Source organism: Shewanella sp. H8 (assembly GCF_040285065.1).
GTDB lineage: Bacteria > Pseudomonadota > Gammaproteobacteria > Enterobacterales > Shewanellaceae > Shewanella > Shewanella polaris.
In genome coordinates this window covers 2232287-2257041 of the sequence record NZ_CP157213.1, presented here as the reverse complement: position 1 = coordinate 2257041, position 24755 = coordinate 2232287, and the positions used below count along the sequence as shown (strand labels likewise).

22 protein-coding genes and 3 tRNA genes are annotated in these 24755 nt (G+C 40.0%); 11 read left to right on the top strand and 14 right to left on the bottom strand.

What is annotated here, in order from left to right:
• Nucleotides 1-46: 46 nt before the first annotated feature.
• Both gap and ABIS04_RS09810 read right to left on the bottom strand, forming a co-directional pair.
• The gene (gap, locus tag ABIS04_RS09815; protein ID WP_140234235.1) at nt 47-1057 is read right to left on the bottom strand and encodes a type I glyceraldehyde-3-phosphate dehydrogenase; all 1011 of its coding nucleotides are present in this window, start codon (nt 1055-1057) and stop codon (nt 47-49) included.
• 230 nt (nt 1058-1287) lie between these two features.
• Nucleotides 1288-2118, bottom strand: coding sequence for a DUF2989 domain-containing protein (locus ABIS04_RS09810; RefSeq protein ID WP_140234234.1), 831 nt, complete (start codon nt 2116-2118; stop codon nt 1288-1290).
• Between the two features lie 202 nt (nt 2119-2320).
• On the opposite strand from ABIS04_RS09810, the gene ABIS04_RS09805 reads away from it, so the two are divergent.
• From ABIS04_RS09805 to ABIS04_RS09790, 4 genes are all read left to right on the top strand, one after another.
• Nucleotides 2321-3757, top strand: coding sequence for a glyceraldehyde-3-phosphate dehydrogenase (locus tag ABIS04_RS09805; protein WP_350430949.1), 1437 nt, complete (start codon nt 2321-2323; stop codon nt 3755-3757).
• 336 nt (nt 3758-4093) lie between these two features.
• Nucleotides 4094-4169, top strand: a tRNA-Gly gene (locus tag ABIS04_RS09800).
• Between the two features lie 42 nt (nt 4170-4211).
• Nucleotides 4212-4285, top strand: a tRNA-Cys gene (locus ABIS04_RS09795).
• A gap of 49 nt (nt 4286-4334) precedes the next feature.
• Nucleotides 4335-4420, top strand: a tRNA-Leu gene (locus ABIS04_RS09790).
• 359 nt (nt 4421-4779) lie between these two features.
• On the opposite strand, the gene ABIS04_RS09785 is transcribed toward ABIS04_RS09790, so the two are convergent.
• From ABIS04_RS09785 to betI, 6 genes are all read right to left on the bottom strand, one after another.
• A complete protein-coding gene (locus ABIS04_RS09785; RefSeq protein ID WP_137227071.1) occupies nt 4780-5265 on the bottom strand; it encodes a MarR family winged helix-turn-helix transcriptional regulator in 486 nt (161 codons plus the stop codon).
• Nucleotides 5266-5388: 123 nt separating this feature from the next.
• The gene (locus tag ABIS04_RS09780) at nt 5389-6096 is read right to left on the bottom strand and encodes a TorF family putative porin (protein ID WP_140235562.1); all 708 of its coding nucleotides are present in this window, start codon (nt 6094-6096) and stop codon (nt 5389-5391) included.
• Between the two features lie 27 nt (nt 6097-6123).
• Entirely contained in the window at nt 6124-7341 is a 1218-nt protein-coding gene (locus tag ABIS04_RS09775; RefSeq protein ID WP_137227072.1) for a BCCT family transporter, read from the bottom strand.
• A gap of 231 nt (nt 7342-7572) precedes the next feature.
• Nucleotides 7573-9267 carry a choline dehydrogenase gene (betA, locus tag ABIS04_RS09770; protein ID WP_350430948.1) on the bottom strand — a complete coding sequence of 565 codons (1695 nt, stop codon included), beginning with the start codon at nt 9265-9267 and terminating at the stop codon, nt 7573-7575.
• Nucleotides 9268-9281: 14 nt separating this feature from the next.
• Entirely contained in the window at nt 9282-10748 is a 1467-nt protein-coding gene (gene betB, locus ABIS04_RS09765; RefSeq protein WP_137227073.1) for a betaine-aldehyde dehydrogenase, read from the bottom strand.
• Entirely contained in the window at nt 10748-11344 is a 597-nt protein-coding gene (gene betI / locus ABIS04_RS09760; protein ID WP_137227074.1) for a transcriptional regulator BetI, read from the bottom strand. Before betI ends, betB begins: the two co-directional genes overlap by 1 nt.
• A gap of 433 nt (nt 11345-11777) precedes the next feature.
• Between betI and ABIS04_RS09755 the strand changes: the two genes are divergently transcribed.
• Nucleotides 11778-11981 (top strand): hypothetical protein, encoded by a 204-nt coding sequence (locus tag ABIS04_RS09755; RefSeq protein ID WP_137227075.1) that lies wholly within the window; start codon nt 11778-11780, stop codon nt 11979-11981.
• Nucleotides 11982-12173: 192 nt separating this feature from the next.
• On the opposite strand, the gene ABIS04_RS09750 is transcribed toward ABIS04_RS09755, so the two are convergent.
• The 5 genes from ABIS04_RS09750 to ABIS04_RS09730 form a co-directional block, all read right to left on the bottom strand.
• Nucleotides 12174-14243: a M13 family metallopeptidase gene (locus ABIS04_RS09750; protein WP_350433361.1), complete on the bottom strand. Its 2070-nt coding sequence runs from the start codon at nt 14241-14243 to the stop codon at nt 12174-12176.
• Between the two features lie 310 nt (nt 14244-14553).
• On the bottom strand, nt 14554-15138 hold the full coding sequence (locus tag ABIS04_RS09745) for a PqiC family protein (protein ID WP_350433360.1): 585 nt from the start codon (nt 15136-15138) through the stop codon (nt 14554-14556).
• A 19-nt stretch (nt 15139-15157) separates the two neighbouring features.
• Complete coding sequence (locus ABIS04_RS09740) at nt 15158-16141, bottom strand: MlaD family protein (RefSeq protein WP_350433359.1); 984 nt, start codon at nt 16139-16141, stop codon at nt 15158-15160.
• Nucleotides 16138-16902 (bottom strand): ATP-binding cassette domain-containing protein, encoded by a 765-nt coding sequence (locus ABIS04_RS09735; protein WP_350433358.1) that lies wholly within the window; start codon nt 16900-16902, stop codon nt 16138-16140. Before ABIS04_RS09735 ends, ABIS04_RS09740 begins: the two co-directional genes overlap by 4 nt.
• Before the next feature lie 2 nt (nt 16903-16904).
• The gene (locus ABIS04_RS09730; protein ID WP_137227080.1) at nt 16905-18017 is read right to left on the bottom strand and encodes an ABC transporter permease; all 1113 of its coding nucleotides are present in this window, start codon (nt 18015-18017) and stop codon (nt 16905-16907) included.
• 355 nt (nt 18018-18372) lie between these two features.
• Here ABIS04_RS09730 and ABIS04_RS09725 point away from each other — a divergent pair, with 355 nt between their 5' ends.
• From ABIS04_RS09725 to ABIS04_RS09710, 4 genes are all read left to right on the top strand, one after another.
• Nucleotides 18373-18786: a translesion error-prone DNA polymerase V autoproteolytic subunit gene (locus ABIS04_RS09725; protein WP_350433357.1), complete on the top strand. Its 414-nt coding sequence runs from the start codon at nt 18373-18375 to the stop codon at nt 18784-18786.
• A gap of 6 nt (nt 18787-18792) precedes the next feature.
• The gene (locus ABIS04_RS09720) at nt 18793-20049 is read left to right on the top strand and encodes a Y-family DNA polymerase (protein WP_350433356.1); all 1257 of its coding nucleotides are present in this window, start codon (nt 18793-18795) and stop codon (nt 20047-20049) included.
• 181 nt (nt 20050-20230) lie between these two features.
• Complete coding sequence (locus ABIS04_RS09715) at nt 20231-20524, top strand: DUF134 domain-containing protein (protein ID WP_137227083.1); 294 nt, start codon at nt 20231-20233, stop codon at nt 20522-20524.
• Nucleotides 20521-21078: a NifB/NifX family molybdenum-iron cluster-binding protein gene (locus ABIS04_RS09710; protein ID WP_350433355.1), complete on the top strand. Its 558-nt coding sequence runs from the start codon at nt 20521-20523 to the stop codon at nt 21076-21078. Before ABIS04_RS09715 ends, ABIS04_RS09710 begins: the two co-directional genes overlap by 4 nt.
• 26 nt (nt 21079-21104) lie before the next feature.
• Here the strand turns inward: ABIS04_RS09710 and ABIS04_RS09705 are convergent, their stop codons facing one another.
• The gene (locus ABIS04_RS09705) at nt 21105-22421 is read right to left on the bottom strand and encodes a sigma 54-interacting transcriptional regulator (protein ID WP_350433354.1); all 1317 of its coding nucleotides are present in this window, start codon (nt 22419-22421) and stop codon (nt 21105-21107) included.
• 265 nt (nt 22422-22686) lie between these two features.
• Here ABIS04_RS09705 and ABIS04_RS09700 point away from each other — a divergent pair, with 265 nt between their 5' ends.
• Together ABIS04_RS09700 and ABIS04_RS09695 are read left to right on the top strand one after the other, a co-directional pair.
• Entirely contained in the window at nt 22687-23973 is a 1287-nt protein-coding gene (locus ABIS04_RS09700) for an FAD/NAD(P)-binding oxidoreductase (RefSeq protein ID WP_350433353.1), read from the top strand.
• On the top strand, nt 23973-24629 hold the full coding sequence (locus ABIS04_RS09695; RefSeq protein WP_350433352.1) for a DUF3365 domain-containing protein: 657 nt from the start codon (nt 23973-23975) through the stop codon (nt 24627-24629). Before ABIS04_RS09700 ends, ABIS04_RS09695 begins: the two co-directional genes overlap by 1 nt.
• The last annotated feature ends 126 nt before the right edge of the window (nt 24630-24755 follow it).

Genomic DNA, 24755 nt, shown 5'->3' with positions numbered 1-24755 from the left:
TAAGCTAGTTTGAACAGAATCCAACTAAAGTAATCTACAGTGCGGATTACTTAGCATTCATTAGTGCAACAGCGTTGTCTAACATGCGGTTACTGAAACCCCATTCGTTGTCATACCAAGACATGACTTTCACTAAACGACCATTAACACGCGTTTGTGTTGCGTCGAAATTAGAAGAGAAGTGATTATGGTTAAAGTCGACAGAGACTAACGGCTCTAAATTAATCGCTAACACTTCAGACATTGGAGATTTTAAAGATGCACGAGTGATGATGGCATTAACTTCTTCAATAGTAGTATCGCGAGACGCTAAGAAAGTTAAGTCAACCAAAGACACATTAATCGTTGGGACTCGTACCGCTAAGCCGTCAAACTTCCCTTGAAGCTCAGGAACCACCAAGCCTACTGCAGCAGCTGCACCCGTCTTGGTTGGGATCATTGACATAGCTGCTGCGCGAGCACGACGTACATCTGTATGATATACATCAGATAAACGTTGATCATTTGTATAAGAATGAATTGTAGTCATTAAACCCGACTCAATACCAAGTTCATCATTTAACGGCTTAGCAATAGGAGCTAAGCAGTTAGTCGTACATGATGCTGCTGAAATTACGGTCATGTCTGAAGTTAATACATTCTCATTTACACCAAAAACGATCGTAGCATCAACATTTTTACCAGGAGCAGAAATAATAACTTTCTTAGCGCCAGCAGAAAGGTGTGGCTTTACCGCTTCCTTAGAAGTGAATAGACCAGTACATTCAAAAACAACATCAACTTTTAGCTCAGCCCATGGTAATTTTGATGGGTCACGTTCTTGGAACGTTAATATTTTGTCACCATTTACATAGATAGCTTCATCATCGTGATCAACTTTAGCGTTGAAACGACCGTGAACAGTATCATACTTGGTTAAATGGGCATTAATTGCCGCATCACCTAAGTCGTTTACTGCTACGATTTCGATTGGAAGATCTTTATCGCTTTCATAAAGTGCACGTAAAATATTTCTACCGATACGGCCATAGCCGTTAATTGCAACACGGATAGTCATCTCATATCCCTCAAGTTAAAAAATAATTTGGTGGCATGTAGTTCGCCTAGTTGTAAAATTACCAAATTGGCGATAATAATCAAGTTAAATCACCCTAACATGCCAAATTAGGCTGATAATTTTGGAATATTTTTACATTTAGCCTATTTTTTAGATAATTTAGCACGGTTTTGTAAGTTTAAATAAAGTTCTTCAAACTATAATCGCTCACTAAAATCTAAGGCGGTCATTTATTTCAATAATGCTTCACTTTTGCTATTGGCAAATTGTTTACTCATAACAGCGGATACTAATTCAACTGCTTGGCCGTCTAGAACTAATGCGAGTGTCCGATCTCCTCTAATGATAGCCAATAATTTCTTTTCATTAACTTGATTCTCACTTATTAGTAAATTAGCCCTTGTTAACAGGTATTCTTTTTGTCCATCTTGTTGTTGTCGATAAATAGACGCTAAAGCTAAAAACCAATTAGGATCGATTTTTTCCGGCTCTGTTGTTGCTAGCAAATGTAAATAAAGTATTTTGGCATCTTCAGGTGATACTCGCACATAATAAGCCGCTAACTGAGTGATGATTTCGTTATCGATGAGCATACCTTGCTTATAGGTATCTTCTACAATCGCTAATCCGGCTTGGTCATTGAAACGTATCCAACGATAAAAGGCTAAATGCACTTCATTGTTAGTTTTAGTCGACTCTTGTAGCTCTGCAAGTGTTTGTGTACTTACAGCAAATGCACGTTCTCGATCAAGAGTTCGATAAGTATTCACTTTATGTTGAACCCCAGCAGCAAGTCGAATGCAATCACTATAGGTTTCAAGATAAATAAGCTGTTTATAAAGTTGCTTACCTGTTGGCTTATCTACCTTCTTTAATTGATAACGATGTCGAATCAAATCGCCTTTTTCGAACCGACACCAACTATCTTTGTGCAAATCGGCACAAAGTTCAGGATTATTTTTACAAATGATGTCGCTATTACGGTCATTATCACAGCCAAAAAGGCCAAATATTGCCATAAAAATAGTAAATGATGTAATTAATACAAAATTCCGGCTCAAATTCGACTCCAATAGGTAAATTGTCTAATAAAATTACACATTTACCGAAAATTAGTTACTGGCGAAAAGGCTAATATTTTATTACAATGTCGCCGACCAAGAAGGGGACATCCCTATACAATATACTAAATTATTGGTCTTTTCTTTTTTGTTACTCAAACCTTTCTGAAAAAAATAGAAAAGTGAGATAAAGGATCCCTACATGAGCGCAGATAAACATTTACAAAGCTGGCAAGAACGTTTCGAAATGGCTGAAGCAATGCAACCATTGCTTGGCAAATTGTATCGTAATCAAGGTATAGAAGTTGTGGTGTATGGTAAACCACTGCTTAACGCATCAACCATCGAAATCATTAAGTCACACCGTTTAGTTCGTCGACATGTTGGTGAAAAATTACGTCTTCGTGAAAGTTTCCCATTTGTTGTGGCGCTAAGTAAACTGGCCATTAAACATTGTAAAGTGGATATTGGTAAATTAGCGATTAACTACTGGCGTGATAATAAAGACGCTAGCGGTATTGAAGCTTATATGGCCAAGGAATTGTCTGAAGCAATTAATCATGGCGATGATACTCCAGCCCGTGATGTTGTTCTTTATGGCTTTGGTCGTATCGGTCGCTTATTAGCGCGCTTGTTAATTGAACGTACTGGTAAAAGCAACAAATTACGTTTACGTGCCATTGTATTACGCGGCGGTAAAAAAGGCGATTTAGAAAAACGCGCCAGTTTATTACGCCGTGATTCAGTACATGGTCCCTTTAATGGTTCTGTTGAAGTTGATGAAGAAAACAATGCCATTATTGCCAATGGTACTTATATTCAAATCATTTATTCAAATTCACCAGATGAAGTAGATTACACTCAGTATGATATCAATGATGCGTTAATTGTTGACAATACTGGTATTTGGAAAGATGAAGCAGGTTTAGGTTTACATCTTAAAAGCCCAGGAGCTTCAAAAGTATTATTAACAGCACCTGCTAAAGGCGCCATTAAAAATATCGTATACGGTGTTAACGAAAACGATATTCTGGATGAAGATACTATCGTATCTGCGGCGAGTTGTACTACCAACGCAATTACTCCAGTATTGAAAGCGGTTAACGACAAATATGCTATTGAGAATGGTCACGTTGAAACCATTCATTCCTATACTAATGATCAAAACCTAATTGATAACTATCACAGTGCTGATCGTCGTGGTCGCAGTGCACCATTAAATATGGTCATTACCGAAACAGGTGCCGCTAAAGCTGTTGCTAAGGCATTACCAGTATTAGCCGGTAAGTTAACTGGCAACGCTATTCGCGTTCCTACACCTAACGTTTCTATGGCAATTATTAGTCTTAATTTACAAACTGAAACGAATCGTGATGAGCTAAATGAATACTTAAAAGACGTGGCATTACAGTCCGGATTACAAAATCAAATCGACTTTACGGAGTCAACAGAAATTGTATCTAGTGACCTAGTTGGTTCGCGTTATGCTGGAGTAGTTGATTCACAGGCAACTATTGCCGACGGTAAACGCGCCATTTTATATGTATGGTATGACAATGAATTTGGTTATAGCTGTCAGGTTGTAGGCGTTATGCAAAAAATGCTTGGGTTAACTACATTATCTTTGCCTAACAGTTAATCTGCTCATTCCAGACATGTGAACTTAATGATTCGGTTTATTGTGTAGATATATACGAAAAGCATCTCTTTTGAGATGCTTTTTTATTGGTTAATGACATAAGTTTAGCTATTCATTTAAGCATCATTTAATTTTTCCTCGTAGTTTGTCGTATACATTTAATCCAAAATTGTTAAAAATGCATCTTAGTGCTTATTTATGCACCAAACAGCTATTTTGTTGTTAAAATCCTGGCTTTATTGATTGACTATCGGGGCTAAATCGGTAGAATTCCATTCCGCAGTCAAGGGAATCCCTTTTCTGCAGATTTAATAAAGCATTAAAACGATTGAAAACGCGACATTAGCTCAGTTGGTAGAGCGATACCTTGCCAAGGTATAGGTCATCGGTTCGAACCCGATATGTCGCTCCAATTTCTTATCTTATCCGATAGACTAGAATTTGGTTAAAGCATGGCGCGATGGCAGAATGGCTATGCTACGGATTGCAAATCCGTCGATCTCGGTTCGACTCCGGGTCGCGCCTCCACAAAATTGCTTTTGATGGTTACATTTAGTAACGGTTAAAACAACACTTTGCCCGAGTGGTGGAATCGGTAGACACAAGGGATTTAAAATCCCTCGCTGAATAAGCGTGCCGGTTCAAGTCCGGCCTCGGGTACCATTATTTATAGTAAGAAATTACATACGTAACTCTTTGTAATGAAGAATGGTATAAAAAAGCCTCAACATCAGTTGGGGCTTTTTTACGCTTGTAATTTGTGAATTAGATTAAGATTTAACCTTTACCACTCATATAGTACACAAGGCATATCACTTTTTATTATTAAGAGTTATCCGGTATTAAGTAGAATATTATAAATCATTGAATTTTTTTTAGCTTTATAGGACTGAAATGGTGCAGATAGATCGTTGAACTGAACTTATAATAACAGTTGAGTGAAGACAGGCTTGATTGAGAATGAAACATAACGTGAGAGTAGGATAAATTTTACTCATCACGTTATGAATATAGAAGGGGAGTTATTGAGATTGATCTTCAACTTGGATTTGACCTACTAGTAAAACCGGTGCAGCATCAATTTCATCGGCATCCATCATAGTGGCAATCCGTTCAACGGCAGACAATAGTTGACTTTGCTCCCACTCTTCAAGATTTTGATAACGCATAATAAAATGCTCTTGCAGTGGTTTAGGTGCGCTATTTAATAATGTTTTACCAGCGTCACTTAATGATAGGTGAACTTTACGCTTGTCGGTTTCACTGCGAGTTCTAATCACCATATTGCGATTTTCGAGTCGATCAATAATAGTCGTTACAGTCGCCGCACTTAAATTAATCTCTTGTGCTATTTGTTTAGCCAGTGGCGCGTCAAGTTGATCAATTTTCTGTATAACCATTAATTGCGGTCCAGTAAGACCTGATAATTTATTTAATTGGCGCGAGTGTATATCAATGGCTCTAATGACCCGACGCAATGATATTAATAGTTGCTCGTATTTTTCCATAATCCCCTCATAATTCACCACGCACCATAACAGAAATCAGCTTCTGACTCATGTCGAATATAAAAAAAACAGAATAATGTTGATAACATTCTTCTGTTTAGTGATTTTATCGACAATTGTAGCTTACAAACTGAACGTTCGCGACACTGATAATACTGCTCGAGTATCACTAGTATCTAAGTCCATGCTGGTATCTTCAACGGCTAGGTTAAAGTCAAAACCTTCCCAGCTCGTCATATATTCAGCACGGTAATGGTTGTAAGACTTATCGCCGTCCCAGTTCCACTTGTTCTTATCTTCTGATGTTGAACGGTCAACGCTAACACGAATATCGTGACCTTCAGCAATAGCAAAAGTGTGAGCAACCATCATGATGTAATGGTCAGCATCAAGACCAAAGTAGTCCCATGAATACCAAAAATTTAATTCACTTTGACCAAGCGAAGAAGCATAACCAAACTTGGAGTATATCTCAGGGTAGTAATAGTCATCTGAGGCATCATCACCATGATAAGTATAATACGCGATACCCACATCGACAGAAACTCTGTCTGTTAGCTCAATATATTTACCTGCGTAAAAATCAAGTTCTAACCAAGTATCATCAGCACTACCAAAATCAACATTAGATGCCCAAGCACCTACATACCAACCATTATCAACAGCATAGTCAAGGCTGGCTTGTAATGCAGGATCATTATCCGTTTGGCTAACCCCATTAAAGGTATAGTCAGAAGTGGCATTAATCGTGGTGCTTAATTCACCTGCCATTACTGTCGTCGGTAAAGCAAATAAGCTGAGTAATGCTAATTTTTTTACTGTGGTATTCATCATTATTCCTTGAGTCATTATTGTTTTTTAGTCTGCTAATTCGATTTTAGTAAAATCGATTTTATTTTCTTTTGGTGAACGCTCTATGTCGCTCACAGTATGGAAATGCGATTTTAATATGTAAACGAAACAACTTATTATTAGGGCGATAGCTAATGCGCCAACCCACTGAATTTGTAAGAAATCTAGTTTAAAGAGCATCGTTAATGCACTCAATAAAACAATATTACCTATGATGTATTTAGTTTTGCCGAAACGTTTTACGGTTATATCTAAATTATCTGTGTATAAACGCACTAGTGAGTCCAGCGAGTTAATTACAAATGTAATACCAACAATCACCATGGCAAGGTTATAGAAGCCTGTGGTATCAATGCCGTTTAAGCTGTAGTAGTACAGAACCGTGAACCAAATAGCGATTGGAATTGAAGGGAACACCATCATAGCAATTAGTACTTGATAGGTTTTCATACCACCCACAAAACGTGCGGTAAATTGGCCTATCATAATGCTCCATGCAAACCACCAAAATAAGTAAAACTCATGGTAATCATTAATAGGTAACACAAAGTTATTAATATTTTCGAAGTAGTCGCCAATTAATGCAAAGGTTGTAAAAAACTCACCAACACTAGAGTTATCGGATAAAAATGCGCCTGACCACATAATGGCGATTAATCCTAGGAACAACCACGTACTACCTAAGCTAAGGTAGCGAACATATCGAATACTGGTACTTGAATACACGGCTGCGGCAATCACCAAAAATACAATTAAATAGAAACTGCTAACAACGGATTCGCCATCACCTAATTCTGGTAAATACCAAGGTAAATTAGTGAGTAATAAATAAGCGGTAAAGGCACAAGTACCAATAATAACCACGTTATTAATAAACTTAATTAATGGAATTTCAAAATACTTAACTCTTGGTTCAATGACACAAAAGTAGAAGCAGGTTAAAAAGTAAAAAGCCCAAATTAAGCAGGCCCAAAAACCAAATTCAATCGCCAATGGATTACTAAATCCATATTCTGGACTTGCTACCAAATCGGCATATCCAGCGAACTCTGTTAATGGAAACATGATTAAGCCAACATCAAGTCCAGAAGTGAACAAAATGGCAATAAAAGTAAATCTATGCACGGGTGTGACACCAATACATTGCATGTTACCCCAACGATAAATAACAAATGCGATAGCGACAAATGTAAATAAAATGCCGATTGATAACCAGGTAGCCATTATTGAACTCCTGAACTAATAGTACGTGAAAACATAATGTTAATTCCTTGTTTTATGTTATTTAATGCCATAGAACAATTTTTAAAGGCAGTACGCCCTCAGGCCTTAAGTATCGTGTTGACGATAGTTAAACCCTGATAGATTGAACTTAGCTATATTGGCCATTTACTGAATGAAGGTTGGTCATCAACCTATTGTCGATGTGTGTTGATACACATCGACTAATACCTATTAATCAACTTGTCTTTTGGGTGTTTGCAATCGTTGTGTTGTTTGCCATTGCTCGGCAATAGTCACTTTTGCCATATTGGGTTCTAGTGTTTTGTTACCCAGAATAATATCGGCAGCGCGTTCGGCGACCATAATGGTAGGTGAATTCAAATTACCATTAGGAATAGTCGGGAAAATAGACGAGTCAACCACTCGTAATCCATTAATACCGTGAACCTTGGTTTCAGAATCAACTACAGCCATTTCATCTTCGCCCATTTTGCAAGAACAAGAAGGATGGTAAGCACTTTCTACTGTGCTTCTGACAAAGCGGTCAATTTCCTCATCAGTTTGTATTGCTAGGCCAGGTTGAATTTCTTCACCACGATAGTCATCTAAACCCGGTTGATTAATAATTTCACGGGTGAGACGAACACAAGCTCTAAAACCTTCAATATCATCTTGGTGCGATAAATAATTGAACTGAATTTGAGGCGCTATCTTAGGATCATTTGATACGACAGTTACGGCGCCACGGCTTTTAGGTTTATTGTGGCCAATATGAACTTGGAAACCATGGCCAGCAAATGCTTCTTTACCGTCGTAACGCATTGCGGCAGGTAGAAAGTGATACTGCAGATCAGGCCACTCTAAACCGGCCTTTGAACGGATAAATCCACACGATTCAAAATGGTTAGTTGCGCCCAAACCTGATTTATTTAAAATCCAGCGAGCGCCAATAAACAATTTGTTTAATGGATCAATTTTACCATTCAGCGAAATCGGCTTTAAGCATTTAAATTGGAAATAAAACTCTAAATGGTCTTGCAGATTCTGACCGACACCGGGTAATTGATGTACTTGCTCAATACCTGCAGTTGCCAACGTTGTTGCTTCACCTATACCCGACAGCTGTAGAATATGTGGTGAACCAATTGAACCTGCTGATAAAATCACTTCTTTATTGCAATTAACATCAATTAACTCACCTTTGCGTTCGTAACGCACGCCGACAGCCGTTTTACCCTGCATGATAACCTTGTGCACTAAAGCGTGGGTTACTACCGTTAGATTAGGACGTTTCATGGCTGGGCGAAGATAGGCATTAGCTGTGGACCAACGCACGCCATTTTTAACTGTCATGTGCATTGGGCCAAAGCCTTCTTGCTGACTGGCATTGTAATCATCTGTGGCTAAATAGCCGGCATCGACACCAGCATCAACAAAAGCTTGATACAACGGGTTTTTCATTTCATTGCCGTTATTTACCGCTAATGGTCCTTGGTCGCCTCGATACTCGTTACCGCCCAGATACCAGGTTTCTGCTTTTTTAAAATAAGGAAGACAATTAGCGCAATCCCAATTTTTTGCGCCTTGTTGTTGCCATTCGTCAAAATCGCGAGCATGACCACGCACGTAAACCATGCCATTAATTGATGATGAGCCGCCTAATACCTTACCGCGAGGGCAATGCATACGACGATTATCTAAATGTGGTTCGGCCTGCGTTTCAAACTGCCAAGCATACTTTTTAGTATTCATTGGAATTGATAGCGCGGTAGGCATTTGAATAAAAATGCTCTTGTCGCTTCCACCCGTTTCAAGTATTAATACTTTATTATCTGGGTTTTCCGTTAAGCGGTTGGCTAATACACAACCTGCGCTACCGGCACCAACAATAATATAATCGTATTCATGAGACATTTGCTTAGACATTAATTGGGTCACTCCTAAAATGGGCTTTCAAGTGACTGCATGCCAACGTAAACCGCTTTGATTTGCGTGTATGCTTTTAATGTTTCTGAGCCATTTTCACGACCAATACCAGACATCTTGTAACCACCAACCGGCATTTCTGCAGGAGAGGCACCATAAGCATTTATCCAGCAAATACCCGCTTGCATTTGATGAATAACTCGATGTGCGCGGGTAATGTCTTGAGTAAATACACCCGCCGCTAAACCTAGGTGAGTACTATTGGCACGTTCAATAACTTCATCTTCATCTGTAAAGGTAAAGACAGACATCACTGGGCCAAATATTTCTTCTTTCGAAATCGTCATCTCATCAGTGCAATCGGTAAATACCGTAGGAGCAACAAAGAAACCATTCGGTGCATTGTCAGGTGTTAATGCTGTCCCGCCTGTTAATAAGGTGGCACCTTCTTTTTTACCGATTTCAATGTAGTCGAGTACTTTTTGTTGATGGTCACGTGAAATTAATGCACCAAAATTGGTGTCAGGGTGCATTGGATCGCCACAAACTATGTTTTGCTCAGTACGTTCTTTTAAGCGTTGGATAAAGCGTGGATAAATATCTTGTTGTACAAACACGCGAGTACCGTTGGTACACACTTCACCTTGAGTATAGAAATTAGCTAACATTGCTGCTGACACTGCATTTTCTACGTCGGCATCGTTAAAGATAATCAATGGCGATTTTCCGCCCAACTCCATAGTCACTTCTTTAAGTGAACCTGCAGCAGCGGCCATCACTTTTTTACCTGTACCGACTTCGCCAGTAAATGACACTTTAGCGATATCTTCATTGGTGGTTAACCATGCGCCAACTCTACCGTCACCTTGAACTACGTTAAACACGCCATCTGGTACACCGGCCTGAGTGAATATTTCAGCTAAACGCATTGCGCCACGAGGTGTTTCTTCTGAAGGTTTAAAAATCATTACGTTGCCGCAAGCAAGTGCAGGGGCAGCTTTCCAACAAGCAATTTGTAACGGGTAGTTCCATGCGCCAATACCAGCACAAATACCTAATGGTTCGCGGCGAGTATAATAAAAGTCCGCGCCTACAGGCTGTTGATTACCTTCAATACTTGGTGCTAGTCCAGCAAAAAACTCAATAGAGTCGGCGCCAGTAACAATATCGACAACCGAGGCTTCTTGCCATGGTTTACCAGTATCTAAGACTTCACCTGCAGCAAGGTCATCATTTTGTTCACGAAGTAGGGCAACGGCTTTAAGTAAAATACGGCTACGTTCTATCGGCATCATTGCAGACCAAATAGCAAATCCTGTTTTAGCACTTTCAATTGCAGCTTGCTGTACCGATTCAGTTGCTACTTCAACTAAATAACTCACATTTCCAGTAGCAGGGTTGATCACTTCAAATGTCTCACCAGTACCATTTGCTAGGTATTTGCCATGAACATAATTTTGATAAATAACTTTTGACGACATTAATGAACTCCGTTTTGCACGATCACAGCCTTGATAAAGGCTTTAGATAAAATTTGGGCTTGTTTAAAATCTTCATTAGGGTTGGTACTCAGCGCACTGCGTAACCAAAAACCATCAATCATTGCTGCCGTTTGTTTAGCGGCATTGATAGCGTCGATTTTGGGTAATAATTGTTTAAATGAAAAAAGCAGGTTGCTGTATAACCGCTGACTATTAATATTTTGTAGTCTTGCTAATCCAGGATCGTGCATCGCTTGAGACCAGAAGCTTAACCATGTTTTTGTTGCGGCAGTTGAGCGTTGTAATTCAGTAAAGTTTGCTTCCACAATCATTGAAAGCCGTTCAAATGGGGTTAATGTTTTGCCTGACGTTCTCGTCAGTAATGCTTGCTTTAATTCTTCTAATAAGAATTTCTGCGTGGCTTCAATTAACCCTTGTTTACCACCAAAATAGTGGCTAATAATTCCTGATGACATTCCAGCTAATCCACTAATGGTATTAATTGTGGTGTTCTGTAACCCATGACGTTCGACAGACATTAACGTGGCATCTATCAGCTGTTGTTGTCTGACGTTTTTCATTATAGGTCTTGACATAAAGGGGTCCTGTTATCAGTCTTAAGAGTTGTTAATTGAACGCTCAATTAATAACAATACTAATGATTAGTGCTGTAACTATCAAGAAATATGTTGATTTAGATCACATATCTAAGTGTGTTAGATGAGATGTTAATCGAGAGATTACCTGTAACATGCTGTTAATATTGTTTATATCTGTATTGACAATAACGAGGCAATATCTTGTTTAAAATAAAAGATTTTACCTGTAATAATTATAGCTACAGTTATTTTTGGTTTTATTTTAAGTGGTTAGTCGATTATTTGTACAGATTTTAAGACGAGTTATCCTATATTGTTATGCTTGTGACATCTGTTGATGTGTCGAGTTTTTATGCTTAGATGATTGACTGAACAAGTTCCAAAGTTGACAATGATCTACTAATCAGATGACAGGTAAAGAGGGACATAGATGGATGCAGCTATGATTATGTGGAGTGTATTATTTGGTGCTATTGGCATGGGTTATTTTGTGTTTGGTAAACGGCAACGTGCAATTGTCCCTTTGTGTATTGGAATGGCGTTAATTATATTTCCTTATTTCGTCGCCAGCGTGACCAGTTTATTGATCATAGGTGTCATCTTAATTGCAATTCCATATTTTATTCGTATCTAGTCATGATCGTTAATCCCTTAGCATGACATTACTGATTGTTTTAGTGTGAAACAAAAAATGCCAATCAGGTAACTGACTGGCATTTTGTTTTATTATCTTAATTAATGCTTACACCGCGACAAATTAGTCAATGACATTTAACAAATTAATTGAATCAATCTATATTAGCTACTTAATATTATTTAATATGTTCTACCAAATGTGTACGCGTTGATCTTCAGGCAAATACAACTTATCACCGGGTTTAACATCAAAGGCTTTATACCACGCATCGTGATTACGTGGGGCGAGGGTGCGATAACGACCAGGTGCATGAGGATCGGAACGTAACTGACTTAACATACTTTGCTCGGTGCGTTTTTCTTTCCACACTTGAGCCCATGCTAAAAAGAATCGTTGATCACCCGTTAGGCCATCAATAACCGGCGCTTCTTTACCGTTTAAACTTAATTTGTAGGCATGATATGCCATTGATATACCACCCACATCACCGATATTTTCACCTAGGCTGTTGCGTCCGTTGACAAAGTTATTCGGGATGGGCTCATATTGACTGTATTGTTCTGCAAGCCTATTGGTCTTGGCATCAAAAGCCGCGCGGTCTTCGTCGGTCCACCAGTTACGTTGAATTCCGTTGGCGTCTGACTTAGAGCCTTGATCATCAAAACCATGACCCATTTCGTGACCAATTACCGCACCAATACTGCCATAGTTAACGGCGGCGTCTGCGTTTGGATCAAAAAATGGTGGTTGTAAAATCGCCGCAGGGAAAACAATCTCATTAAATGAGCTGTTGTAATATGCATTTACCGTTTGCGGTGTCATCCCCCAACGGTTACGGTCGGTTTTTTCCAGTTCTTTGGCAACACTGTCGGCTTGGAAGTATTGGCGTAACTGTTTAATGTCACCTACTAAGTCATTTTTAGTTAGGGTTAAACCATCAAATTGTTGCCATACATCGGGATAGCCAATTTTAGGTGTAAATGCAGCTAATTTAGCATGAGCATTCACTTTAGTTTCAGCACCCATCCAATCTATACCATCAATACGTTGACCTAATGCCGTACGCAGATTTTTAACTAACTCGGCCATTTTTTGTTTAGATGACTCGGGGAAATAACGCGACACATATACTTTACCAATTGCAAAACCTAATGATTGAGTTCCCGACATTTCTTCAACGGCACGTTTCCAACGTGGGCGAGGTTGCTCTTGTCCCGTTAATATCTTGCCATAAAATGCAAAGTTACTATTAAAAATGTCTTCTGACAGTAGATCTGCGTTATTGGTGATGGTGTGGAAGGTCAGATAGTCTTGCCATACATTGAGAGGTTGTTGATTAATTAAGCCTATCATTGCTTTAACAGGTTCTGGCTGCGAAATATTCAACTGCGGTACTTGGTAACCTGTTTGTGCAAAATATAAATCCCAGTCAAATCCTGGATATTGTTTAGCAAGATCTTCACGTTTAATTTGGTTTAAGGTTAAATCACGGTCACGACGTTTTTCTCTTGGCCATTGTGCTTGTGCAATTTTAGTTTCAAGAGCAAGAATTGCTTCGGCACGTTTTTCACCGTCTTTTATACCTGCAAAGGCAAGCATGTTAGCGATGTGTTCGACATAAGCTTTACGGATTTTATTGAAACGCTCTGTGTCTTCTAAATAATATGACCGGTCAGGTAAACCTAAACCACCCGCACCAATAGTCATTTCATATTGGTTAGGGTCTAAACGATTAAACCACATGCCACCGTTAATAGGAGATGATGCTCCGGTAAGCCATGCTTCACCAAATACCTTGGTTAAGTCTTTGGTTGAATTAATTGCAGCAATTTGATCTAAGGTGCCTTTAATAGGCGTGATACCTAACTTATTAATGGTCTCAGTATCCATGTAGGCATGGTAAAAATCTGCAATGAGTTGTTCTTCGGCGTTTAAATCTGTGCGACTGGCAATATCGTCAATAATCGCTTTGACTTGTGTTTCACTGCGCTCTGCTAATGCATTAAAAGCACCATAGCGGGTTTTGTCAGCAGGCATGACAAAGTTGTCATACCAAGTACCACTTGCGTACATAAAGAAGTCGTCACCTGGTTTAACGGCTTCATTGCGTGCTGTTAAATCAATACCAAAAGTACCTAATTCTGCTTTAGCGGGAGCAGGTGAGGTCACGGCCGCAGCCTGAGTGTTATTTGTATCAGATAAGCCACAACCACTTAATAGTGCTGTTGTTAATCCAATCGCAATTAAGGATTTTTTCATTGTTATCGTGTTCCTTAGCTAATGTATGAACAGAATTATTTGCTTAGTTATAGAATTATTTACTCTGTTATATTGAAAGAGTGACAGAAATAGTCAACATTTGAATTGTTAGCAAATTTTGCACCAGTGATATGAATGTCAATCGAGCGCTTTAAAGGGCTATGTCAGGGTATCGATAAATAAGCTGTATAAAGCGAGCGGTATTACACATCCAAGTTGCCTGATCGAACATTGCTATTGAGATACCCATCACCTCTAAACCCCTAGTTATGTTTAGCCTATAGACAAATCAAAGCGGGTACTAAGTCAGTTAATCAGTTAGTTGTTGTAGCGCGTTATCAATTTGTTGAGATAATTGAGCCAATAAATCACTGTAGGCTGTGACCATTTCAGCGGCAGTTGTACCTGCGTTGGTGATAGCGGTGAAATTTTGCTGGGTTATATGACGGTTTACATGGTTATCAACAAGTTCCCAATTGGCATTCAGTCTAGCGTTGTTGTTATCGCGATTTAAGGTCATGATCTTTATTGTTACGCGGTACTGAGGAGTATTTTCTACTGGCCAGGGAAATAACACCAGTTTACGACTATGATCGCTTTGGCTGAGATTCATACTCATGATACGGCTGATACCTTGATCTAATGGTTCGGCCCAATAGCTATTGCCTATTCTTTGCAGGCTGCCATCTTCAAGCTGATAGACCATTTGAGTGAAATTTAAGTACTCAGGGATGTCGATAGGGCCGATACCAATGTCGTTTTTGAGTGATGTACTTCCTGCTTCTATCACTGAAGGTTGTGCGGTTAACACAAAGTACTGTTTTGGCGGTGAGCTTTGACAACCGCAGAGCTGGCTAAGTACCAATAGACAAACGCTCCAAGAAATTAATTTCATCCCATATTTCCCCATAACATTATTCTCCTGACGGTATGGTTTTTTTACCTCGGATGATGGCCTCAGGTTGTTCATCTAAGGTCTCACTTAAACTGCGTAACGATCGAGCTGTGCGACTGATCTCTTCTAATGTGTTGGTTAACTCAATTAACAATGGTGAGTTTTGGTCTAGTGAATATCCAGTTCGGGTGGCAAGTTGCTCAATGCTTGTTAAGGTATCGCGTAATGCCATTAAACTTTGGTTGAGTGACTCTACTAATTTAGGTTCATCCAGACTCAACTGTGTCAGTAAACTATCGAGTTTAGCCAATACTACTTCAGTCTTTATACCAAATTTAGCTTGAGTGCTATCAATGTTAACAGCGGTTTTTTTTACAGCATTTGCGGCACTGTCGAAGTCATCCAGTGCTTGCTGTATTTTGCCACTGGCGGCAATCTCACTGAGTTGCATAGCCAAGTTATCGACATTGGTCACTAAACTTTTTAAGTTTAATGATTGTAGATCTTTTGACAATGATTCGAAATCATTGGCTATGGTAGGTAACTCTAGTAATGAGTCTTTTTTACCATGAAATATAGGCGTGCTACCAGGGTAAAAATCCAGTTCAACATAGAGTTGCCCGGTTAATAAACTAAGATAATTCAACTGAGCACGTAAACCGTTTCCAATAGCGTGAGAGAAAAACTCTTCCCCAACTTGTGTGCCTTTAAGGTTGATGCGTTTTAATAGTAAATCAGCATGAACAGCAGCTGTGACACCTAAGCTACTGTCGTTGGGGAAATTAATACTAATATCACTAATCTCACCTATTATCACGCCTTTTAACTTAACGGGTGCACCTACCTGAAGTCCTTGCACTGAGTTATTGAAATACATGATTACAGGCGCTTTTTCGGCAAATAACCGCCCACCAGAAAAGAACAGCAGGGCAATAAACACTAAGATAATGGCGCCAAAAATAAAGGCACCAATCGCAAGCGGAAGTCGTTGGCTTTTACTCATGATATCTCCGATTTTTCGGTGCGATTGAGAAATTGACGAACCCTAGGCTGATTACTGTGTATCTTTAATTCTCGAGGGTCACCACAATCGAGCATCGTATTGGTTTGATTATCCAGAAACACACAGCGGGTGCCGATTGACAATATACTGGGTAACTCGTGGGACACAATGATCACGGTAGAGTCTAGCGCTTGGCATATTTGCACGATCAATTGATCTAAACGCATTGAACTAATAGGGTCTAAACCTGCAGAGGGTTCATCAAAAAATAACAGTTGAGGGTCTAATGCGAGTGCGCGCGCTAATCCTGCGCGTTTGTGCATACCGCCACTTAACTCGGCAGGGTAAAACTTCTCGAAGCCAGCTAAGCCGACTAATGCCAGCTTATAGGCAACGGCTTCGGCTATTTGTCGCTCAGAAAGGTCGGTATAGAGCTGCAAGGGTAAAGCCACATTTTCGCCAAGTGACATACTCGAAAATAGCGCACCTGTTTGAAAGGTAATGCCCCAATCTTTGAGCATTGCTACCTGCGCGGGGTCATCTGCCTCATAAAAGTTTTTGCCTTGATAGAGTACTTCACCCTTTAGTGGTGTAAGTAATCCCACCATCGATTTCAGCAAGGTTGTTTTGCCACAACCACTGCCACCAATAACAAAAAAAATATCATTTTTGTTAATGTCGAAGTTGAGTTGTTTTTGCACCTCGGTACTGCCATAACCGACGGTAAGATTACGTACACTGATAAAGGCATCATCAACCATGATTAGATCCCTAATTTATCGTATAAAACATTGAGGGCAGCGTCGGAAACCACGAGAAAGACAATGGCTTTAACCACTGCGCTGGTGGTGGCTAAACCAACGGCATTAGAATCTCGACCGCAAAGCAGCCCAGCCTGACAACCCGCAATCGCAATAAGAAAGCCAAAAATTAAACTCTTTATTAAACCGGCTGAAATGTCTACCCAATCAATGGCTACTTGGGTTTGCAAAATGTATTGGGTGTAACTAACCCCCATTCCATTGGCAACAATTGCACCACCAATCATGCCGATTACATCAGAATAAATACACATTAACGGCATGATGAAAACCAATGCCAACAATCGAGGTAAAACCAGAAACTCCATGGTCGAAATTCCCATTACTCGCAATGCATCAATTTCTTCATTAACCTGCATAGTGCCTAATTGTGCCGCATAAGCAGCCCCTGTTCTGCCGGCCATAATAACCCCTGTCATAAGGGCGCCCATTTCCCGCACCATCCCTATAGCCACTAAGTTAGCCACATACACTTGAGCCCCTAATTGGCGCAGCTGTACCGAGCCTAAATAAGCCAAAATCATACCTACAAGCAGACTAATTAAGGTGACAATAGCAAGGCCTTTAGGCCCAGCTTGTTCGATGAAAAATACAATATCACTCCTGCGAGTACTGGCTTTACCTTTTAACCAGTTTCCCAATGCAAGCGTGCTATTGCCAACAAACACTAATCCGTCGTGTACCTGCAAACCTTGCACAATAAGCTGACGACGTAACATCGGCCACAGACCGCCAATGGCACCTTCATTAGTTGGTTGATAAACAGCAACATCGGTAGCAAGTTGCAGTAATTGCTGTAGCCCTTGAGGCGTTTGTTGAGTGTCTAGTGATAGTTTATGTTGTTCACACCAGCGAGATAACTGTAATAGAGCAATAGCGAGACTTGAATCCCAATGGGATAATTCTGTGGTAATTAAGGTGACACTATGGCAATTCGATGGCAGCTCAGCACAAATATCTGCGCCTAGCGGTGCTTGGCCTAGTTGCCAATCACCAGCAAGGTTCAGTAAGCAATTATCATCGTGCATGTCGATATGGAATGTTGCGAGTGTCATGCTAGACCCCCGAGCCAATATGAAATAAGTATACTCGTTTGTTTTATAAACAGGTTAGCTTGGTTTTTAGCTCCTGTTAACAGTGTAGACCAAGCCCGTTGATTATATTTTGACCTTGGACATATTATTTCATCAATAATGAAGCTATCACTTTGATGTATTGATGCTTTGCCGCATTGAAGATGAGTGAGTTATGGCGCGCGGTCGCGTGTAGATGACAATAAAAATGGCGTTAACAATTGAAAATAACTGCTGCTTGTCTCGGTTCAAATCAAATAAGCTTGCACTGACAAAATTTAACGCTAATATACACTGTTTATTTATACAGTATCTGTGTCATATTAGAGGTTGTCATATGCGCGTCATTCCCATTGCAGCCAGTGCCGGCATTACCGGTTTTGAGTCACCTGCAGCCGAGTACCTTCAATTAAGCCTCAGTCTTGATGAGATGTTAGTTCAGCACCCAAGTTCCACTTTTATCGGCTTAGCCGAAGGCGAGTCGATGCAAGGTGTGGGAATATTCGATGGTGACTTATTGATTGTTGATCGCCATGAAACTGCAAAAAACGGGGATGTGATAGTGGCTAATTTTAATGGTGAGTTTGTGTGTAAAATTATCGACATGCAACGACGAATGTTGGTGTCATCTAATGAGCAACATTTACCCGTAACCATATGCGACTATGATGACTTTAGCATCGAAGGTGTGGTGATCCGCTCAATTCGTTGTCATCGTCAAAGTCCACTGTTTATCAGCAAAAAAGGGTAAATAACAATGTTTGCCTTAGTCGATGCCAATGCATTTTATTGTAGTGCAGAACAGGTTTTTCGCCCTGATTGGCGCGGCAGACCGATTATTGTACTGAGCAATAATGATGGCTGCATTGTCGCGGCTAACCGGCAAGCAAAAGAGGCCGGTATTGAAAAGTTTTTACCCTATTTTCAAGTTAAAGCATTATGTGCTCAACGTAATGTCATCGTGTGTTCGTCTAATTATGAGCTCTATGCCGACTTATCAGCAAAAATGATGGCGATAATAGGCCGTTTTGCGCCAGAGCAGCATGTGTATTCCATTGATGAAAGCTTCCTCTCTTTTAAACATTGTTATCCCGCTATCAAATGTCTGTATACCCAAGGCCAGTTAATCCGACGAGCAGTATGGAAAGAAGCCCGTTTAGCGGTTTGTGTGGGAATGGGGCAAACGTTAACCTTAGCAAAAATTGCCAATCACGCCGCTAAAAAAATACCGGGGTATAAAGGTGTGTGCGTTATCGAAACGGCGCAGCAACGTAATGATATTTTACGCCAACTTGCCGTAAAGGAGGTATGGGGAATTGGCAGACGTATTAGTAAAAAGCTTGAATTGATGAACATTCGCAGCGCACATGATCTCGCTTCCATGCCTCCGAGTCTCGCGAGAAAACAATTTAGTATTGAAATCGAACGCACGGTTCGTGAGCTAAATGGCCAAGTGTGCAAACAATGGGATGAGGCTAGGGCAGATAAGAAACAAATTTTCTCCACTCGTAGCGTGGGTGAACGCATTTGCGATGTTGAATCGCTATTACAAGCACTGAGTAAACATGTTGGCATAGCGGCAACTAAAGCCCGTCAACAAGGCTCACATTGCAAAACCATGTTGTTGTTTGCCAGTAATTCGCCCCATGACGAACGACCCGTGAGTTATAAAGTTATCGCACATTTTCCATGTCCAACCCATTGCACCATTGAACTCACCAAAGCCATGACAGAAGCCGCTCCTAGATTATTTCGCCAAGGTGTACGCTATTACAAAATTGGTGTGGGCTTGGTTGATTTAGCCAGCGAGAAAAACTTTCAATTTGATTTGTTTAATACCGCTAAAGTCAATTATGCCTTGATGCACACGCTTGACGGCATCAACCAACGATATGGACGCGATACGGTGTTTCTCGCCGTTCAAGGGACACAACAAAAATGGGCCATGCGCCGTGATTTACTCACACCTCAATATTCAACCCAATGGAAATGCTTACCAAGCATTAAATGCTAAGGGCTTTGAGATTAGTATAACTCGTTATTATTGATTGTTTATCAGCCATATTTACAGCCATTTATGGACAAAAAAATCATGTTTACATAAAGAGTGCAATCGATCACAAAATACAAATTATAATTGGCATATGCCATTTATAGGTGTATATATAGCATATGCCAACAAACATGAGTTGATTATGTCAAGACCGAAAATTCAGCGAACAATTTGTGGGGGACCAGCTAAAAGCTGTTTCAAGCCCAATGGTATTCCGATGGACAAACTTGAAAACATTGCAATGGATAGCGATGAGTTTGAAGCATTGCGTTTAGTTGACTTGTTAAAAATGCAACAGCAACAAGCGGCTATTCAAATGGGAGTGTCACGTCAAACGTTAGCTAATGTACTTAAGCTTGCGCGTTTTAAATTAATGGACTGCTTAACCAATGGTAAAGCGTTGTTAATGCAAAATGCACATGAGGAGAAATTATGATTACCGCCATACCAATGAAAGATCAACATATTGCCAACCACTTTAGTCGTGCCGATGAGATGCTATTTATCGATGAGCAAGGCCAAGTAAAAGGGCGCTTTGTGAACCCAGCGTTAGCTGAAGGATGTGAGGGTAAGCAACAATTAGTCAGTATGATACTGGCAAATGGAGCGGATCGCGTCATCGTGCGTAACATTGGTCAACAACTGTTATCTAAATTATTAAGCCAACAATTGAGTGTATTTCATGCAAAAAATGGTCGCACAGCAATAGAGTATTTTGCAGGTGCTAATTTAGCAGACTGTGAGCCATTTACCGAGGCAAGTCAGGGGCGTCCATCAATCAATAATATTGCTAAGAAGGCCAATGGTGGTTGTTGTAACCATGAACATGAGGATGGACATCATGCACATGGTGAGGAAGGTTGCCATGGCAAATCTGACTCGGCGACACATAAACGTTGCTGCGAGTCTGAATCTGAATTGGCAAATGAAACAGCTACAATGAAACGTTGCTGTAAAAAGCACTCAATAATGCATCATCATCATCATTAATGATAACGATGGTGGAGATATTGTTATTACAGCGTTGTAAGCTTTAAGCCATAGCGCTGTAATTTACGATATAAAGTACGCACACTAATATTCAGTGTTATGGCTAACTCAGCTGGTGATCCCTGATATTGCGAGCATATTTGAGAAAGATATGCACACTCCATGTCATCTAAAGTCACTATTTCTGTGTCTGTATTGGTGTTAACGACATCACTTGTTACTGTTAGTTGTACACTTTCAGGTAAATCATTGCTGTGGATAGTATCTTCGTTGGCTATCAGTGCCGCTTGTTCAATAATATTTTTTAATTCCCGAATATTACCAGGGAATGCATAGCGGCTAAGTAAAGTTAAAGCATTGACCGAAAACTTTTTATGTTTGTATTCAGAATACTTTATAAAATGCTTAACGAGTCCTGGAATGTCATCATGGCGTTCACGTAACGAGGGTAAGTAAATGGGAAATCCTGCAATGCGATAATATAGATCACGTCTAAATTCACCTTTTTCAACCAAATCCAATAAATTTTTATGACTAGCACTGACTAATCTAAAGTCAGAGCGTTTTTGTTTTAATCCGCCGACGGCTCGATAACATTGGGTTTCGAGTAACCTAAGCAATTTTACTTGCATGTTCAACGGAACATCACCAATTTCATCAAAAAATACCGTACCACCATGGGCTATCTCAATCAGACCCTTTTTACTGGTTGTTGCGCCGGTAAAGGCACCTTTTTCGTAACCAAATAATTCACTTTCAAATAGGTTTTCACTGAGTCCGGTACATTCAATGACCACAAACGGTTTATCATTTCGGCTACTGGCCTGATGCACTGCTTTGGCGACTAATTCTTTACCTGCACCAGTTTCACCTTGTAATAGCACAGCAATGCTGGATTGAGATGCTCGGTTAATTCTGTTGAGCATTTGTTTAAACGGCGCAGACTGACCCACCATGGTGCCTTTTTTAGATTCTGTTGACGCATAATCGATAGCATCTAAAATCTCCAGAAACCCTAATATTTCTCCACTGCTGTCTTTAATGGGTTTCATTAAAATATCGCAATATGACTTACCCTGTGCGGTGCTATGAATATGCACTGCATTGGCAGCCCTTTGCGTGCTTTGGCATTGTTGTAGCGGACACTCTTCGCCATGTTGATCACAAGGCTCGTCACTATGATGTGATATCTGATGACAGCGACTTTGACCTAAAATAACTTGGCTGTCGTAGGTTTCTATATAGGCTTGATTAACAGCATGAATAACATAATCAGGTGAAATAAATATCGCTGGTTTATCAATCGCGTTGATCATGGATTGCACAACAGTAGTGTTATTCATTTATTGCTCTCGTTTGCAGTACGCATCTAGCCGTTAATATCTAAATGACATTTTTAGCACAATCTAACACGATAATTGTCACTGCAATGTCATATTTGTCACTTTATAACCTAGCATGTGCATCATATAAATATCAATGTATTTTAACTAGCTGATTATATTGTATTTATATTATTTGTGTGATCTGGCACAAGGTTTGTATTCATCTTGTTATATGTTTCCTGACCATATTGGTTAGTAGAACATAAAATGGGGAGAATACTCAATGGCGAAGGTTGTCGTGCTTGGCGCAGGTACTGGTGGTATGCCTGCTGCGTATGAAATTAAAGATATCCTAGGTAAAGATCATCAGGTGTTAATGGTTAATGAGCGTGAAAACTTCCGCTTTGTACCGTCTAATCCTTGGGTTGCAGTGGGTTGGCGAGAACCCGAAGCGATATCTATACCAATAGCAAAATATTTGGCTAAAAAAGATATTGATTTTAAATGTGCTTTTGTCACTCAAATTGATGCTGAACAAAACCAACTGATTACCGCTGATAATGGCATTATTGACTATGACTATTTAGTCATTGCCACAGGACCTAAGTTGGCGTTTAACACCATACCTGGAGCAGGGCCAGAACACTTTACTCAATCAGTATGTTCACTGGAACATGCGTTAACCTGCAAAATCGATGTAGATAAGCTATTAGCAAAACCAGGTCCAGTGATAGTGGGGTCATTTCAAGGTGCCAGTTGTTTTGGACCAGCTTATGAATATGTGTTCATATTAGACAAAGTATTACGTGATGCAGGTATCAGGAATAAAGTGCCAATTCATTTTGTCACCAGTGAGCCTTATGTGGGCCATTTAGGACTAGACGGTGTCGGTGATTCAAAATCAATGCTCGAATCTGAGTTACGTCAGCGAGATATTAAATGGATATGTAACGCGAGTGTCGACAATATTGAACAAGGAACCATGCACATATCTGAACTAGATCGTAAAGGAGATCTTTACCTTTCACACTCACTGCCATTTAATCACGCAATGTTAATTCCACCGTTTGCCGGTATTGATGCCGTTGCCAATGTAGAAGGTTTATGCAATGGCAAAGGTTTTGTCATTACAGACGAGCATCAACAATCACCAAGATTTAACAATATTTTTGCGGGAGGGGTTTGTGTCGCAATTCCGCCTGCAGAAATGACTCCAGTACCAACGGGAATGCCTAAAACAGGGTATATGATCGAGTCAATGATGACCGCCATAGCCCATAACCTGCATAGCATTATTGTTGAAAATGTTGCACCTAAAAGTAAAGGGACTTGGAATGCGATTTGTATTGCTGACATGGGGGACACTGGTGCGGTATTCGTGGCTATCCCACAAATAGCCCCAAGGAATGTGTCATGGTTTGCTAAAGGTAAATGGGCACATTTAGCTAAAATTGGTTTTGAGAAATATTTTTTACGTAAAATGAAAACCGGAAGTAGTGAACCACTTTATGAAAAATATGGCCTCAAACTCATGGGGATAACTCGACTAGAAACAAAGGATGACGAATAATGCGCTTAACACACAAACAAACTAACTCATGGATAAAGTCTGGCCAAATGACTGGGCTAATCATGTTTATGAGTATTTCGACAATAGGGCAGGCTGAATCACTCACTGAGCAGCAAACACTTGAACAACAAGCTAACCAACGTATTGCTGACTTTAGCCAAGCATTAAAAGGCCAGTTAAAAGCAGCAATTAAACAAGGTGGATTAATTAATGCCGTGTCGGTGTGTCACTCTGTCGCGCCAGCCATTGCCGCTGAGAACGCTAAAGAAGGATGGACACTGAAGCGCACCAGTTTACGGATGCGTAATTCAGAAAATACGCCTGATGCTTGGGAGTTAACCCAATTACAAAAATTTGAAGTTATTAACGCTTCAGGGCAACAGGCTGCTGATAAACCCATCATTGCGAGTGAATATATTGTCAATGATGGGGAAACCCATTTTCGTTATATGAAAGCAATACCGACTCAGGAATTATGCTTAGGTTGTCATGGTAGCAATGTTGAACCTGACGTGAGTGCATTGATAAACAAAACCTACCCAAATGATAAAGCAGTTAACTTTGCTCTAGGTGATATTCGCGGGGCATTTTCATTGCAAAAGGTGATCAGTAATCCAGCTCAATCAATGACAGCCACAACAAAGTTGAAGCAATAGAATTAATGCATGAATAGAATATCCTAGTGTTACGTAGGGCTTAACTGCTGTTAAGCCCTACTACACCAAACCTAAGTCATACACATTTCATTATCGTGTCGTTATTTGCTACTTATTGCGACGTCA

Coding starts and splice junctions, on each gene's coding strand:
- gap (WP_140234235.1), bottom strand. CDS start 1,057: ATGACTATCCGTGTTGCAATTAACGGCTATGGCCGTATCGGTAGAAAT.
- ABIS04_RS09805 (WP_350430949.1), top strand. CDS start 2,321: ATGAGCGCAGATAAACATTTACAAAGCTGGCAAGAACGTTTCGAAATG.
- ABIS04_RS09785 (WP_137227071.1), bottom strand. CDS start 5,265: ATGGAAAAATACGAGCAACTATTAATATCATTGCGTCGGGTCATTAGA.
- ABIS04_RS09780 (WP_140235562.1), bottom strand. CDS start 6,096: ATGAATACCACAGTAAAAAAATTAGCATTACTCAGCTTATTTGCTTTA.
- ABIS04_RS09775 (WP_137227072.1), bottom strand. CDS start 7,341: ATGGCTACCTGGTTATCAATCGGCATTTTATTTACATTTGTCGCTATC.
- betA (WP_350430948.1), bottom strand. CDS start 9,267: ATGTCTAAGCAAATGTCTCATGAATACGATTATATTATTGTTGGTGCC.
- betB (WP_137227073.1), bottom strand. CDS start 10,748: ATGTCGTCAAAAGTTATTTATCAAAATTATGTTCATGGCAAATACCTA.
- betI (WP_137227074.1), bottom strand. CDS start 11,344: ATGTCAAGACCTATAATGAAAAACGTCAGACAACAACAGCTGATAGAT.
- ABIS04_RS09755 (WP_137227075.1), top strand. CDS start 11,778: ATGGATGCAGCTATGATTATGTGGAGTGTATTATTTGGTGCTATTGGC.
- ABIS04_RS09750 (WP_350433361.1), bottom strand. CDS start 14,243: ATGAAAAAATCCTTAATTGCGATTGGATTAACAACAGCACTATTAAGT.
- ABIS04_RS09745 (WP_350433360.1), bottom strand. CDS start 15,138: ATGAAATTAATTTCTTGGAGCGTTTGTCTATTGGTACTTAGCCAGCTC.
- ABIS04_RS09740 (WP_350433359.1), bottom strand. CDS start 16,141: ATGAGTAAAAGCCAACGACTTCCGCTTGCGATTGGTGCCTTTATTTTT.
- ABIS04_RS09735 (WP_350433358.1), bottom strand. CDS start 16,902: ATGGTTGATGATGCCTTTATCAGTGTACGTAATCTTACCGTCGGTTAT.
- ABIS04_RS09730 (WP_137227080.1), bottom strand. CDS start 18,017: ATGACACTCGCAACATTCCATATCGACATGCACGATGATAATTGCTTA.
- ABIS04_RS09725 (WP_350433357.1), top strand. CDS start 18,373: ATGCGCGTCATTCCCATTGCAGCCAGTGCCGGCATTACCGGTTTTGAG.
- ABIS04_RS09720 (WP_350433356.1), top strand. CDS start 18,793: ATGTTTGCCTTAGTCGATGCCAATGCATTTTATTGTAGTGCAGAACAG.
- ABIS04_RS09715 (WP_137227083.1), top strand. CDS start 20,231: ATGTCAAGACCGAAAATTCAGCGAACAATTTGTGGGGGACCAGCTAAA.
- ABIS04_RS09710 (WP_350433355.1), top strand. CDS start 20,521: ATGATTACCGCCATACCAATGAAAGATCAACATATTGCCAACCACTTT.
- ABIS04_RS09705 (WP_350433354.1), bottom strand. CDS start 22,421: ATGAATAACACTACTGTTGTGCAATCCATGATCAACGCGATTGATAAA.
- ABIS04_RS09700 (WP_350433353.1), top strand. CDS start 22,687: ATGGCGAAGGTTGTCGTGCTTGGCGCAGGTACTGGTGGTATGCCTGCT.
- ABIS04_RS09695 (WP_350433352.1), top strand. CDS start 23,973: ATGCGCTTAACACACAAACAAACTAACTCATGGATAAAGTCTGGCCAA.